The organism is Winogradskyella alexanderae, assembly GCF_020166335.1.
In the GTDB taxonomy this organism is placed as follows: Bacteria; Bacteroidota; Bacteroidia; order Flavobacteriales; family Flavobacteriaceae; genus Winogradskyella; species Winogradskyella alexanderae.
In genome coordinates this window covers 230,364-245,187 of record NZ_JAIUJR010000003.1, presented here as the reverse complement: position 1 = coordinate 245,187, position 14,824 = coordinate 230,364, and the positions used below count along the sequence as shown (strand labels likewise).

At 33.5% G+C, this 14,824-nt stretch carries 17 protein-coding genes; 13 read left to right on the top strand and 4 right to left on the bottom strand.

Annotated features, from left to right (window positions below; genetic code table 11):
* Window positions 1–24 precede the first annotated feature (24 nt).
* From LBU54_RS06900 to LBU54_RS06870, 7 genes are all read left to right on the top strand, one after another.
* The gene (locus LBU54_RS06900) at window positions 25–993 is read left to right on the top strand and encodes a stage II sporulation protein M (RefSeq protein ID WP_224527659.1); all 969 of its coding nucleotides are present in this window, start codon (window positions 25–27) and stop codon (window positions 991–993) included.
* Window positions 994–1,035: 42 nt separating this feature from the next.
* Window positions 1,036–1,923 (top strand): hypothetical protein, encoded by an 888-nt coding sequence (locus tag LBU54_RS06895; RefSeq protein WP_224527656.1) that lies wholly within the window; start codon window positions 1,036–1,038, stop codon window positions 1,921–1,923.
* Window positions 1,924–2,661: a DUF4129 domain-containing protein gene (locus tag LBU54_RS06890; RefSeq protein WP_224527653.1), complete on the top strand. Its 738-nt coding sequence runs from the start codon at window positions 1,924–1,926 to the stop codon at window positions 2,659–2,661.
* The gene (locus LBU54_RS06885; RefSeq protein WP_224527650.1) at window positions 2,658–3,881 is read left to right on the top strand and encodes a DUF4350 domain-containing protein; all 1,224 of its coding nucleotides are present in this window, start codon (window positions 2,658–2,660) and stop codon (window positions 3,879–3,881) included. The genes LBU54_RS06890 and LBU54_RS06885 overlap by 4 nt, the downstream gene beginning before the upstream one ends.
* Complete coding sequence (locus LBU54_RS06880; RefSeq protein ID WP_224527647.1) at window positions 3,863–4,858, top strand: AAA family ATPase; 996 nt, start codon at window positions 3,863–3,865, stop codon at window positions 4,856–4,858. The genes LBU54_RS06885 and LBU54_RS06880 overlap by 19 nt, the downstream gene beginning before the upstream one ends.
* 5 nt (window positions 4,859–4,863) lie before the next feature.
* Complete coding sequence (locus LBU54_RS06875) at window positions 4,864–6,195, top strand: DUF58 domain-containing protein (protein WP_224527644.1); 1,332 nt, start codon at window positions 4,864–4,866, stop codon at window positions 6,193–6,195.
* A 113-nt stretch (window positions 6,196–6,308) separates the two neighbouring features.
* On the top strand, window positions 6,309–6,725 hold the full coding sequence (locus LBU54_RS06870) for a DUF2141 domain-containing protein (RefSeq protein WP_224527642.1): 417 nt from the start codon (window positions 6,309–6,311) through the stop codon (window positions 6,723–6,725).
* A 68-nt stretch (window positions 6,726–6,793) separates the two neighbouring features.
* Here the strand turns inward: LBU54_RS06870 and LBU54_RS06865 are convergent, their stop codons facing one another.
* Complete coding sequence (locus LBU54_RS06865) at window positions 6,794–7,273, bottom strand: Dps family protein (protein ID WP_224527640.1); 480 nt, start codon at window positions 7,271–7,273, stop codon at window positions 6,794–6,796.
* 102 nt (window positions 7,274–7,375) lie between these two features.
* Between LBU54_RS06865 and LBU54_RS06860 the strand changes: the two genes are divergently transcribed.
* A complete protein-coding gene (locus LBU54_RS06860) occupies window positions 7,376–8,314 on the top strand; it encodes a LysR family transcriptional regulator (RefSeq protein ID WP_224527638.1) in 939 nt (312 codons plus the stop codon).
* Between the two features lie 27 nt (window positions 8,315–8,341).
* Here the strand turns inward: LBU54_RS06860 and LBU54_RS06855 are convergent, their stop codons facing one another.
* The 3 genes from LBU54_RS06855 to LBU54_RS06845 all read right to left on the bottom strand — a co-directional run bounded on the left by LBU54_RS06855 (window position 8,342) and on the right by LBU54_RS06845 (window position 10,100).
* The gene (locus LBU54_RS06855) at window positions 8,342–8,539 is read right to left on the bottom strand and encodes a hypothetical protein (RefSeq protein WP_224527636.1); all 198 of its coding nucleotides are present in this window, start codon (window positions 8,537–8,539) and stop codon (window positions 8,342–8,344) included.
* A 212-nt stretch (window positions 8,540–8,751) separates the two neighbouring features.
* Entirely contained in the window at window positions 8,752–9,579 is an 828-nt protein-coding gene (locus LBU54_RS06850; protein ID WP_224527634.1) for a TIGR00266 family protein, read from the bottom strand.
* A 65-nt stretch (window positions 9,580–9,644) separates the two neighbouring features.
* Window positions 9,645–10,100 (bottom strand): DUF4442 domain-containing protein, encoded by a 456-nt coding sequence (locus tag LBU54_RS06845; RefSeq protein WP_224527632.1) that lies wholly within the window; start codon window positions 10,098–10,100, stop codon window positions 9,645–9,647.
* A gap of 146 nt (window positions 10,101–10,246) precedes the next feature.
* Here LBU54_RS06845 and LBU54_RS06840 point away from each other — a divergent pair, with 146 nt between their 5' ends.
* The 5 genes from LBU54_RS06840 (at window position 10,247) to LBU54_RS06820 (ending at window position 14,823) form a co-directional block, all read left to right on the top strand.
* Complete coding sequence (locus LBU54_RS06840) at window positions 10,247–10,693, top strand: DUF4870 domain-containing protein (RefSeq protein ID WP_224527630.1); 447 nt, start codon at window positions 10,247–10,249, stop codon at window positions 10,691–10,693.
* Window positions 10,694–10,846: 153 nt separating this feature from the next.
* On the top strand, window positions 10,847–11,188 hold the full coding sequence (locus tag LBU54_RS06835; RefSeq protein WP_224527627.1) for a PadR family transcriptional regulator: 342 nt from the start codon (window positions 10,847–10,849) through the stop codon (window positions 11,186–11,188).
* Window positions 11,185–12,951, top strand: a complete 1,767-nt coding sequence (locus LBU54_RS06830) for a PspC domain-containing protein (protein WP_224527625.1) — start codon at window positions 11,185–11,187, stop codon at window positions 12,949–12,951. Before LBU54_RS06835 ends, LBU54_RS06830 begins: the two co-directional genes overlap by 4 nt.
* 123 nt (window positions 12,952–13,074) lie before the next feature.
* Window positions 13,075–13,803, top strand: a complete 729-nt coding sequence (locus LBU54_RS06825) for a head GIN domain-containing protein (RefSeq protein ID WP_224527623.1) — start codon at window positions 13,075–13,077, stop codon at window positions 13,801–13,803.
* Between the two features lie 183 nt (window positions 13,804–13,986).
* Window positions 13,987–14,823, top strand: a complete 837-nt coding sequence (locus LBU54_RS06820) for a GIN domain-containing protein (RefSeq protein ID WP_224527620.1) — start codon at window positions 13,987–13,989, stop codon at window positions 14,821–14,823.
* Window position 14,824: the final 1 nt, after the last annotated feature.

Sequence of the window (14,824 nt, the reverse complement as noted above, 5' to 3'; positions counted from 1 at the left end):
TCTTTGAAAGCTAAAGGTTTGTATATGCGCGAGGCGGCTTTTGTGAAGCAAAATAAGGATAAATGGATAGAATTTGAAAGCATTCTAAAAAATAAAACTACCATAGATCCCGATTTACTTTCAGACCTTTATATTGAAGTTACGGATCATTTAAGTTACGCTAAAACGTTCTATAAAAACAGTAATACAGAGCGTTATCTTAACCAATTAGCATCACAGGCTCATCAATTAATTTACAAGACAAAAAAGGAACCCAAAAATAGACTATTCTCTTTTTTTAAAACAGAATTTCCGTTGATGTTTTACCAACATCACAGAGAACTACTTATCGCATTTTTGACATTTACATTTTTTGTCCTCGTTGGTGTATTTTCTGCTGCCAATGAAGGCGATTTTGTTCGTTCATTCTTAGGCGATGGTTATGTAAATATGACCTTAGACAATATAGAAAAAGGAGATCCTATGGCCGTGTATAAAAAACAAGGCGAATTCAACATGTTTTTGGGTATTACCTTAAACAATATCAAGGTTGCACTTTTTGCTTTTGGCTATGGTATTTTATTTGGTGTTGGCACACTGTACATCATGATGCAAAATGGTATTATGCTCGGTAGTTTTCAGTATTTCTTTTATGACCAAGGTTTGCTTTGGGAATCTGCAAGAACTATTTGGATACATGGCACCATCGAAATCTCGGTTATTATCATAGCAGGTTGTGCTGGTCTCGTTATGGGCAACGGCATGCTCTTTACAGGAACACTACCTAGATTGGCCTCATTTAAACGTGGTGTACTAAACGGGCTTAAAATTTTAATGAGTACGATACCCTTTTTTATCATTGCAGGCTTCCTAGAGGGATTTGTAACAAGACATACAGAAATGCCAGACTGGTTAGCTATTGTAATTATTAGTAGTTCTTTGGTACTGATTTTGTTTTATTATGTTTACTATCCCATAAAACTCCATAACAAATTAAAGAGCGAAAACGCATAGCAGTTTATTTTGTCTATGTTAAAAAACTCAAATCCGACCAATATGAACAGAAAATTTATCGAATTTAGAAAACAAAGCGATTTCAGTGGTATCCTTACTGATACATTTGGATTTATACGAAATGAATTTAAGCCATTAATGAAGATGGTAATAACTATAGCAGGACCGGCTATATTGGTATATCTTTTGTCACTTGCTGTATATAACTATGTTGCAGGCGATATTTTTAATATAACCTCCGTTGGAAATCCAGAAGTTAATTCTGGCAGTTTGGCCATTTCCATTTTGGCCTTTTTCGTATATGCCATTTCTGCAATTGCAACATACATTCTTATAGGCGGGACCGTTCTATACTATATTAAATCCTATATTGATAATAAGGGTGTAGTAGACTATGAAGAAATAAAAGGCAACACCTATAAGGCAATTGGTGCTTTTTTTGGACTAGGTGTTTTAAAGGTAATTACACTCTTTTTTGCAACCATGCTATGCGTGTTACCGGTGTTCTATGCAATGGTTCCTATGGCAGTAGTTTTTAGTCTTTATGTTTTTGAAACTGAAAATTCAGTTACAGATGCTTACAGTAAGAGTTTTTATTTGGTTAATGCAGATTTCTGGACAGCTTGGGGTTCTTACATAGTCCTTTTTATTATTTATTACATAATTATAGTAGTATTTGCATTACCAAGTTCTATTTACGCAATGATTAGTACTGGAATTTTTTCTGGTGAGATCGACCCAGCTAACATAAATGAATTTTCAAGGGACCCAATATTAATTGTTCTGAGTGTTCTGCAAGCTTTTGTTCAAGTATTGTTAAATGTTATCTTAGTGATTGGTGGCGCTGCTATTTATTTCCACTTACATGAAAAAACCAGTTTTACCGGTACCTACGAACGCATTAATGAAATCGGCAAAATAGAAGAATAGATGCAGGTGCTTAAGATTTTTCTGAGCTTCTTAATGCTTTTTGTGCCTGTAATCCATGCACAAAATGACCAACAGACTGTGATATTTGACGACAGCCAGATTGAAAGACAGCAAATCACAGAGGAAAATCTTGAAACTTATAAAGCTGATAAAGACTTCAATTATGTAGAATTTGAAGCTGAAGAAACCTTTTTGGATCGCGCTTACCGCTGGTTTAGAAATCTGCTAAGAAAGTTCTGGGAATCTATATTTGGTGTTGGTACAGCATCTGGTTTCCTCTATTTTATTTTTCGAATATTGCCTTATATCCTGCTTGGCTTTTTAATGTATTTATTAATACGGTTCTTCTTAAAAGTAAATTCAAATAGATTGCTGCTGCATACAAAAGAACAAGGTAATATTACAATTACTGAAGAAGAACAGATAATCAAAAACGAAGATATCCCAGCATTGATTAGTGAAGCAATTCAGCAAAAAAATTACAGACTAGCCATACGCTATTATTATTTACTAACACTTAAATACCTTACAGATAACGGAACAATAAATTGGGCGCCTCAAAAAACAAATGAAGATTACATAAAAGAAATTAAGAAGAATGAAATAAAGGACAGTTTCAAAAACATTACACGCATATACGACTACGTTTGGTATGGCGAATTTGGTGTAAACGCTTTAAAATTTGAAGCCTTAAAACAGCCCTTTGAAAACCTGAATAAAACATTAATAAAACATTGAGTATAAAGGGTAAAATATATATTGCACTAGTACTTATAACCATTTTATCAATAGTGGTTTTGGAGATGACCAAGCCCAAGGAACTAAATTGGTTTCCGTCTTATGCCATACATCATAAAATTCCTTTTGGGTCAATTGTTTTTAAAGACCAGTTACAACGTTTGGCCGATAGCCTCAACCTTGTGGAGCGGCCACCATTTGAATTTCTCAAGAACGATTCAGTAAATGGATCATATCTGTTTTATAATGGAGGTATAAACTTTGGTGAAGACGAATTAGAACGCATTTTAAATTGGGTTGATAAAGGCAATACGTTATTGGTTGCAGCTACAGACTTTGAGAAAGCCCTGCTGGACACACTGCATCTTAGAACTAAATCAGTTAACACGGTTGATAATTTTAATAACGAATACCAAGTGCAATTGGTAAACCCATATCTAAATAATTCGGTAGCTTACAAATTTGATAGACCAAACACCTTCTTTCATTTCAATAAAATTGATACATCTCAAACTCAAGTGTTAGGGTTTATAGACAAATTTCATGGTGAAAATAAAACCGTTCAAGATTCGCTAATAAATATAATCAAGCAACCCTTTGGCGAGGGGCAAATCATTCTAAGTACTTTTCCTCAAGCATTTACAAATTATTTCATATTAAATTCTCCAAACCAAAACTACACAGCTGGTTTATTGTCTTACTTAAATATGACTGAGCCTATTTTCCTGGATAGATATTATAAAGATGGTAAAAAGTTCTACACCTCGCCCATGTATTTATTTTTAAATACAAAATCCCTTAAATGGGCATATTACACCGTACTCGTTGGTGTTTTAATTTATATACTATTTGAAGGCAAGCGCAAACAACGTGCAATACCTGTGGCAAAACAACTCACAAATCAAACCGTAGCGTTTACAAGGACCATTTCTAATATGTATTACGAAAACGGTAAACACAAAGATATTGCTCATCATAAGATTCAACATTTTCTGGAATATATTAGAAATAGCCATTATCTAAATACGTCAGAATTAAATGAAGCATTCATAAAAAACCTTGCTTCAAGGAGCAATAACAGTATTGAGGACACACGGGCACTTTTTAATTATATGAATAACTTGAATAAAAAATCACAGATTAATACTATTGAATTAGAGCGTTTAAATACCTTAATAGAAAATTTTAAATCCCATAACCAATGGAAAACGAAGAAGTAAAAAGCGACTTAAATTTTGACAATAGAATTCCCCTTGACGATTTACGCGAAGCCGTAGACCAAATTAAGGCCGAACTGCGCAAAGTAATTATTGGACAAGACAGTTTTGTAGAGCTACTTATAGTTGCGCTTCTCGCAGACGGCCATGTTCTTATAGAAGGGGTTCCAGGAATAGCTAAAACCGTAACAGCAAAACTATTTGCCAAAGTTTTAAAAACAGATTTTAGCCGCATACAATTTACACCAGACTTGATGCCAAGTGATGTATTAGGCACCTCGGTTTTAAATATGAGAACATCGGATTTCGAATTTAAAAAAGGTCCAATTTTTTCAAATATTGTATTGATTGATGAAATTAATAGGGCTCCAGCAAAAACACAGGCCGCCTTATTTGAAACCATGGAAGAACGACAGGCAAGTATTGATGGGATAACCTATAAATTTGAAAATCCCTTTATGGTTTTGGCAACTCAAAACCCTATTGAACAAGAAGGGACCTACGCACTACCTGAGGCGCAATTAGATCGATTCATTTTTAAAATCAAAGTAGATTATCCATCATTAGAAGATGAAATCAAAATAATTTCAACCCATCATGAACGGAAAGGTCAGGCACCTCAAATGTTGATTAATCCTGTTTTAGACACAAAATCGCTAGCTGATTATAAGGCTAAAACCCAATCTATAGTTGTTGAAGAAAAAATTATAAAATACATAGCAGAGATTGTTTCAAAAACGCGCAATCATCCGCATCTCTATTTAGGCGGTTCACCACGAGCTTCAATTGCAATATTGAATACCTCAAAGGCCTTTGCTGCGATAAATGGAAGAGATTTTGTTATTCCTGAAGATGTGAAAAAAGCACTTAATCCTGTATTAAATCACAGAGTTATACTTACTCCAGAACGGGAAATGGAGGGTATGATTGCAGAAAATGTCATTGAAATGATTGTTCAGTCTGTAGAAGTTCCTAGATAATAAACATGAAATTCCTGAGGTCATTATACATTCATAAACAATTCTATATTTATATAGCTATCATTGCTGTCTGTTTTTTAATGTCTTATTGGTTTCCTTCACTTTATTCATTATCATGGATACTTGTGACGATTATAGCAGTAGTATTACTCATAGATTTGATTATCCTATATGGTCACAAACAGGGTATTGACGCTAGACGACTTTTGCCCGATAAGTTTTCGAATAGCGATAATAATCCCGTTCCTATTACTATTAATAATTTGTATGGTTTTAAAGTATTTATAGAAGTTATTGATGAGCTACCTTTACAATTTCAAAAACGCGACTTTTTACTTCAAGTAAATTTAAAACCAAATGAAATCTATAATTTTGAGTATCAAGTAAGGCCTGTAGATCGTGGTGAATACTATTTTGGCCATCTTAATATTTTTACATCCTCTTTGCTCAAAGTAATTAAGCGTAGATATAGATTTCAAAATGAGCAATTAGTTATGGTTTACCCATCTATTATGCAAATGCAGAAATATGACTTTTTGGCAATTAGCAACTCCCTTACACAAATTGGTCTCAAAAAAATTAGACGTATCGGTCATACTTCAGAATTTGAGCAAATCAAAGAGTATGTTTTAGGTGACGATTTTAGAACTGTCAATTGGAAAGCCACAGCAAAGCATGGGGAACTAATGGTAAACCAATATCAGGATGAAAAATCCCAGCCAATTTATTCAATCATCGATACAGGAAGGGTTATGAAGATGCCGTTTAATGGATTAAAATTACTTGATTACGCTATTAATTCAACCTTGGCCTTTAGCAATGTAGCCCTTAAAAAACATGATAAGGTAGGCATGATTAGTTTTTCAAAGAAGATTGAAGCCTTTTTACCAGCCATACATAAAATTAGCTATCTCAATAAAATACTTGAAGCATTATATAACATTGACACCAAATTTAGCGATAGTGATTTTAGCTTATTGTATGCCCAATTAAAACGAAAGGTAACACACCGCAGTTTAATTCTTCTCTATACCAATTTTGAACATATAAGTGCATTAAAACGGCAAATGCCTTACCTGCAGGCTATTTCGAAAAAGCACCTGCTAGTGGTAATTTTATTTGAAAATACAGAGCTAGATAATATCCTAAAATTAAATGCAGAAGATTTACAGTCTATTTATCACAAGACAATTGCAGAAAAGTTTGCTTTTGAAAAACGTCTTATGGTCAAAGAATTGCAAAAACATGGTATACAGACCATTCTAACACCTCCTGAGAATCTTACAATTAATACCATTAACAAGTATCTAGAAATTAAAGCCAGAGGCTTGTTGTAATAGTTTTCTACGATTCGTCTTCACTTTTCAACAATTCGGTAATTATAATTACAAATAATACCTTAATTGATGGAATTTTGAATCATCAATCATTAACCATTAAATATTATATCATGAAAAAGTTATTTTTAACATTCGTTTTAGGATTAACAACACTATTTAGCTACTCACAAGTTGAAGGCATAACAATTACTATTACAGTAGATAATTTAACAAGTGATAAGGGTATCGCTGCCTTTGCTTTACACACCAAAGAAACATTTATGCGCGGTGAAGGTGTTATGAATACCGAAAGTACTATTGAAGCAGGTAAAGTTGTTGTAACATTTAAAAACGTGCAACCTGGCGAATATGCCATTATAGGATTACACGATGTAAACGAAAATGGTCGAATGGATTATAGAGAAAACGGTATGCCTCTAGAAGGATTTGGAACATCAAATAACGTTATGTCTTTTGGACCACCACAATATGATGATGCTAAATTTAAAGTAGAAAATGAAGATTTGGAATTGTACATAAGATTTTAAAGCATCAACGTTACATCAATCAATTAACAATAAAAAGCCAGCTAATTGCTGGCTTTTTATAATTTCTATTATACTGTTTCTCCTAACCACGCTTTCATCATCCAAACTGTTTTCTCTTGTTCGGTAATGAAATCACTCATCATTGCATTAGTTCCTTCATCATTTGCCGCGTCTGATGCGTGCAAGATAGAACGCTCAATTTTCAATAACTCGGTTAAGGAATCTACGATTAATCGCACTGCATTTTCGTCTTTAGAAATATTTTTTCCAACAGGAACCTTTGCTGCTTTTGAGTAATCATCAAATGTGTGCAGAGGCACTTCTCCAAGTGTTAGAATACGTTCTGCTATTTCATCGACTTTAATATTTGCATCAGTATACAATTCTTCAAATTTTGTATGTAAATCAAAGAATGTCTTACCTTTAATATTCCAGTGAATTCCTCTTAAGTTTTGATAATATACCTGAAAATTAGCCAAAAGTTTGTTTAATTCTGCTGCTAATTCTTGAGTTTTAACGGTCTCAAGACCAATACTATTTAATTTCATAAGTTATGTATTTTATTATCACAAAGTTACGAGTTAATTATAGCTTAATTACTATAGATTTTATTAATAGTTTATATATTTTTATAGTCTAAATTAATATTAATGACTATCACACAACTTAAATATGCCCTTGCCATTGCAGAGCACCAAAACTTTACCAAGGCAGCTGAAAAGTGCTACGTAACACAGCCAACACTTAGTACCCAAATTCAGAAACTCGAAGACGAACTTGATGTTGTGATTTTTGATAGAAGCAAAAAACCAATTGAATTAACAGAAGTTGGCAGAAAGATTGTATTTCAGGCAAGAAATATCGTTAATGAAGCGGATAGGATACAAGATATAGTAGATCAACAAAAAGGATTTATTGGAGGCGAATTTAGATTGGGTATTATACCTACTATTATGCCTACATTATTACCTATGTTCTTGCAAAACTTTATTAAAAAATATCCAAAGGTAAAACTTAAGATAGAGGAGCTTAACACAGAGGAAATCCTGTCTCGAATAAGTGACGGTCACCTGGACGCAGCAATTGCTGCAACGCCCTTAGAAAGTGACAACATAAAAGAACGTGTGCTTTATTACGAACCTTTTGTAGCTTACGTACCAACCAATCATAGACTACGAGATAAAAAAAACATCGAAGTCTCTGATTTGGATATTGATGATATGCTTCTTTTAGAGGATGGGCATTGTTTTAGAGAAGGCGTGATAAATCTATGCAAATCCTTTAAAGATCATATAGATGATAATTTTCAGCTAGAAAGTGGCAGTATAGAAACATTGATTAAATTGTCTAATGAAGGATTGGGCATGACACTTTTACCCTACTTACATACTTTGGATGTTAAAGAGAAATTAAATCCAAATTTGAGACATTTCAAAGAACCTTCTCCGGCAAGAGAGGTAAGTATAATTTATCATAAGAGTGAACTGAAAATGCAAATTATTGATGCCTTATATAATGTAATTTCAGGAGTAGTTAGAGGAGCAATTGCCTTTCAAAATGTCGAAATTATAAGCCCACTGTCAAAATAAAAAAAGCGACGGGTGAGTCGCTTTCTTTTATGCTTTTAAATAAATTAAACATTGGTTTAATTCTGGATTTTGATTGATTAAGGATTCTATAAAAACCTTTAAATCTTCTAGTTCGTGCGGGAGTAATCGTCTAACCGCTTTTTGAACCTCCTTACAGAATAATGTAACATCAAAACTTACTTTATTTAGTACAGTTTTGGTATACTCATACATTGCTCTAGCCATATGCATTTTGGGGTTTAAAATTAAACAATAACGTAGATTTTTTCTATAGGCTACTGGATCAAATTATATTTTAAATTTAGAAAAAAAACTATTTGATTTTTATTGTTTAACAGCTTTTTATGTTAAATGTTATCTTTATCCGATTATAATCTTATTAATAAAAAGACATTTCTTACAGGACAATCTTTTGACTGTCGTTATATTACATTAATCTAAAATCGATTATCTCCATCTAACAAATCGCCCAGTCCTCCTAAGATACTGCCCTCTCCTCTATCCTTTCCACCAGCTCGTGGTGCAGATGCAATAATCCTATTTGCTAAGCGACTAAATGGCAAAGATTGAATGTAAACTTTTCCAGGACCTCTTAATTTGGCAAAGAATAACCCTTCTCCTCCAAATATTGAGTTTTTGATACCTCCAACAAATTCAATATCGTAGTCCACATCTTGTGTGAAACCAACTATACAACCTGTGTCAACACGCAATGTTTCGCCTGGTTGCAATGTCTTTTCTGCCATAGTTCCGCCAGCGTGTACAAAGGCCATACCGTCTCCTTCGAGTTTTTGCATTATAAATCCCTCACCGCCAAACAAACCGCGTCCAAGCTTTTTTGAAAACTCAATACCAACACTAACACCTTTTGCAGCGCACAAAAAGGCATCCTTTTGGCAAATAAACTTACCGCCATATCCTGTTAAATCAATTGGGATAATTTTACCAGGATAAGGTGAAGCAAAAGAAACGTTACGTTTTCCTGTAAGATCATTATAAAAAGCCGTCATGAATAGACTTTCCCCAGTTAGTATGCGCTTCCCTGCACCAAGTATCTTGCCCAAAAAGCCTTTATCTTTTTTAGAGCCATCTCCAAATATGGTATCCATTTTTATACCATCGTCCATCATCATGAAGCTACCGGATTCTGCAATTACAGCTTCTTGAGGATCTAACTCAATCTCAACGTATTGCATTTCTTCGCCATAAATGCGATAATCGATCTCGTGGGCATTTCTATCTGTAAAGTCGGGTAATTGTTCCATTTGATTTTTTATTAAATGATTGATTCAGTCTATAAGTTGGAATAACTTTTATTTTGTTACACACTTTATGTTTTAACCTTGATTGTCCATTCAAAATTAAATGAGGATACTTCAATTCCTGCATCATTTACACCATTAGCATTTAACCAAACTGTTTGTCCTTCACCAGTCTCTATTGCTTTAGCTATAGCCTCATTAATTTTAAGTCCATCTTCACAGGTAAATATAATCCTGCCTGTGGCCTTTTTTGTAAACGTAGCATTATTATTTGCAACCAGCATTGAAATATTTTTGCCACTTTCTTTGATTTTTTTCATTACTAAAGCTCCAGTACTAAGCTCTGCCGCCATACCTTGAACGGCCCAAAACATTGACTTGAAAGGATTCTGGTTAATCCAACGATGCTTCACCGAGACAACACACGTTGAATCCGTAATTGATTTGGTTCTGACTCCTGTTAAGTAAGCAGATGGTAATTTAAAAAGTAAGAATGTGTTGAGTTTTGTTGGCGTAATTTTCATTAGTGTGCATTAACATTGGCTCTAAAATAACCCAAATATCCTAATCGCACCAATGTTAATATTTTGTTAATTTTTAGTACTATGCGTAACATAATACCTTTTAAAAGACATATATTTGTATAAGAAACTATTATATACTTTTTAAAATGATAGCAAACCACCATAAAAATTTAGCAACGTTTATACATCTTTCAACCTTTTCGAGATTTGTAATTCCGTTTGGAAACTTTATTGGACCTATACTATTATGGGCAGCCAATAAGGAGAAATCAGATTTTGTAGATCAGCATGGTAAACAGGCTATTAATTTTCAAATTAGCATATTGCTTTATGCAATAATAATAGGTACAATAAGTGTCCCATTTTTTATTTTCAAATTATTTGATGGCATGAGCGTATTTGATTTTCGCGGCTTCAATAATTTCCACATCAATATTGGAGAGCCTTCTCCTCTACTATATATAGGAGGCGGACTAGGTGTCTTGGCCGTTATTGCTTTTATAATTGAGTTGGCATTGATCGTGAAGGCAAGTCTAACAGCCAGAGATGGTAAGCTATATAAGTACCCCTTAACCATTAATTTTTTAAAATAAATTACAGATCATCATAATCAATCAAAAAATGGACAGTTTAATCGAATTTAAGACACTATTAATATGACACGAGCGCACAAGAAGAATTTAGTTATTAACCTAAGAACTCATGCGCGATCAGCATGTGACCTTAAATTTAAATAGAAGACACACATGAAAATAGAAAACACAAAAGCACAAATGCGTAAAGGTGTTCTAGAATATTGCATCTTATCTATTCTTAAAGATGACGATGCCTATGTTGCAGAGATTCTGAGCACACTTAAAGATGCAAAAATGCTGGTAGTAGAAGGAACAATTTATCCTCTACTCACACGATTGAAAAATGCTGGATTGCTCAACTACCGTTGGGAAGAATCCACATCTGGACCGCCAAGAAAATATTACGGTCTTACAGAAACAGGTAAATTGTTTCTAAATGAATTAAACACTACTTGGAGTGAATTACAAAATGCAGTTAATCTAGTAACAAGTACAAAAACAAAGAAAAAATGAATAAAACAGTCAATATAAATTTAGCAGGTATATTCTTCCATATAGATGAAGATGCATATCTTAAATTATCACGCTATCTTGAGGCTATAAAACGTTCATTTACAGACTCTCAAGGTCGTTCGGAAATAATTTCAGACATAGAAGCACGTATTGCGGAATTATTTGCAGAGCGCATACAAAACGAAAAACAAGTTGTTGGAATTAAACTTGTAGACGAAGTTATTGCCATTATGGGTCAACCAGAAGATTATTTGGTAGACGACGAAATCTTTGAAGACGAACCTCAACCAAGACCTTCTTACGATAATAGGGCTGTAAAAAAACTATTTAGGGACACGGACAACTCTTACATTGGCGGTGTCGCTGCGGGTTTAAGTCATTATTTTGGTATTGATACTATTTGGATGCGTTTACTTTGGATTTTACTAACCATAGGTTCTGGAGGTACCTTTATTCTTATATATTTGATTTTTTGGGCTTTAGTTCCAGAGGCCGTTACCACTGCCGAAAAGCTAACAATGACAGGTGATCCCGTAAACATCACCAATATTGAAAAAAAAATTAAAGACGGTATTGATACCGTCTCCGATAAAGTAAGAAATGTAGATTTAAAAAAACAGGGTGAAAAACTAAAAGATGGTTTCGATTCGGTTTCAGATAACATTTCGGAAACCGTTAAAAATGTTGATTTTCAAAAACAAGGCAATAGATTAAAATCGAGTTCCCAGAATTTTTTTGATACTCTTGGATCTATAATCCTATTTTTCTTAAAGGTAATCGCAAAATTTATTGGTGTTATACTAATTATTGTTGGTATTAGTACACTAATAAGTCTAATAGTAGCCTTTTTCACCGTTGGAGTGACGGATGCGGTTCATTATCCTGGCATGGATTTCATTGACGCTGCAAACGCTGCAAATATTCCATTATGGCTAATGTCCATGTTATTGTTCTTTGCAATTGGTATTCCGTTCTTTTTCGTATTCTACTTAGGTTTAAAAATCTTAGTGAATAACTTAAAATCTATAGGTAATGTGGCAAAATTTACATTATTAGGTATTTGGTTAATTTCTATTATAGGACTAATAATTACAGGTGTAAAACAAGCAACCGAGCATGCCTTTGACGCAAAGTTTACTGTTAAAGAACAATTAGATGTAACTTCTAACGATACCCTAAGAATTACCATGGTTAACAATGATAGTTATAATGGTTATGTCTATAGACGGTCTAACAACTATGATCTTATTGAAGACGAAGATGGACGTTATATAAAATCCTCTGACATAAGATTGGTAGTGCGTTCTACAAAAGATTCATTAGCATCTCTTGTAATAGAAAAACAAGCAAGTGGGAGTAGCTATGAAATTGCTAGAGAAAGAGCAGAGAACATTAATTACAATTTTACTCTTGAAGATGGCAGATTAGATTTGAGTGCAATTCTGACCACAGATATTGAAAACAAGTTTAGTGACCAAGAAGTAATGGTGATACTTTATCTACCGGAGGGAACAGTAATTTATGCAGATGATAACACATACAGTTTCCATAGAAATTCTAGTTACTACAATGATATTTTAGATAACGGGATGGAAGAACAATATTTAAAAATAATTGAAAATGGCACCGAGTGCTTGGATTGTGCAATTGATGTGAATGAAGATGAGTCAGAAGACAAATCGAGCAAAAATGAAGATAAACCAGATGTTAGTATTAAGATTAATGATGAGGATGGTGTTAATATCGAAGTGAATGACGATTGAGTCTTAAAAAATGACAACTCAGTCATTTTTAATTAAGATTTTCAAATTCGCACAATACATTTGATCTATCAATCAAAAACAATCATAACTAAATCGACAAAATTCAATCAAAAACAAAAAATCATGAGTACACTAGTCAGAATTATTATTACAAGCATAGTTAGTTTATTAATGCTTTCCTGTATCGCAGATTTTAATATGGGTATGGGTGTTGATGGAAACGGTAAAGTTGTAACTACAGACAGAACTATCCCAGACAATTTTAAAAACGTAAAAGTTAGTCAAGGGTTAGAGTTAGTTATCACTCAAGGTAATAATGTAGGAATAACCATTGAGGCAGACGAAAATCTACATGAGCTTATAATGACTGAAGTGGAGAATAACACACTAAAAATTTACAGCACTGAAAATATAAGGCGTACCTCAGCTCGAAAAATTATGCTAGACCTGATTGATGTTGAATCCATAAAAGCAACAAGCGGCAGTGATGTGTTTTCTACAAATACAATTGAAGTCGATGAACTTGAAATTAATTGCACCAGTGGTGCAGAAATCACACTCAATGTCAAAACAGAATCACTAAACTGTCATTCAACTAGTGGTAGTGACGTAAAGCTTAGTGGTTCAACTAATCTTCTTATTGCCGAAGCTACTAGTGGAAGCGATATTAGAGCTTCAAACCTAAGAGCAAATACCTCCAAGGTAAAAGCTACTAGTGGAGCTGATATTACGGTAAATACATCCAAAGAACTAACAGCGAGAGCTTCTAGTGGAGGCGATATTAGATATTCTGGTAATCCAGAAAAAGTTGAGAAATCCGATAGCTCGTCAGGTAGTGTAAGAAAACAGTAAATCAATCAAAATAATAAATAGCCTTAATTCAACATTAATTAAAGTATTTATAACCAATCAGTTATAAACCATTTCAGACTCAATCATGGAGTTTGGGATGGTTTTTGTATATATTTGTTAAACAGCTATTAAAGTGACCAATAAAGAAGATTGTGTCCCATTAGTAGATAATAAATAGAATACATGAAAAAACAATTACTCGTTTTAATATTTGCAGTAGCTACCTCCTCTTTGGTTTTTTCACAAGCAACTGATAAAATCAAAGGAGACAGAAATGTAACTATAAAGCAAACTTATATCGACGATTTTCAAACCATAATTGTAGATAGTGATTTTGCCATAGAAATTGTATACAACAGTAAACCTTCCGTAGAAATTGAAGCTGATGATAATCTTCATGAGGTTATCCAATTCAATGTTGTAGATGGCGTACTTTCATTTGCACAGACCATGCGCATCACATCGAAAAAGAAGCTCAATATTAAAGTTAACTATGGCGATGCCCTAACTAATATAGAAGTGAAAGACAACGGTGAAATAAGATCATTGACCTCAATGGAGTTAGGCGATGTTAGCCTCAAAACCTTGGATAATTCCAGAGCTTACCTTAATGTAAATGCTAGAACTTTTGACTATAAAAGCTACGGAAAGTCTAAAACACGATTAAATCTAACCTCTGATTCTACAATAGTTGAATTAAGCGATACAAGTAAACTAGATGCATTGATTAAAAGCCGAATAGCCAATTTTAATTTATATCAACGGTCCGACGCATCTATTGAAGGTGTTTCAGAATTTTCAATGATAAGAGTGGATAATTCATCTAACTTCACAGGTGCCAAATTCAATGTAAAGGATGTTGAGGCTATCTTGGAAGACAACAGCGACATTACTGTTTCAGTCGAAGATTCTGTATCCATAGAATCTTCGGGAAATAGTGAGATTTATCTTTACGGAAATCCTGTAATAACGATAAAGAAATTTGAAGACACATCTAAACTTCAAAAGAAAAAAAGGTAGT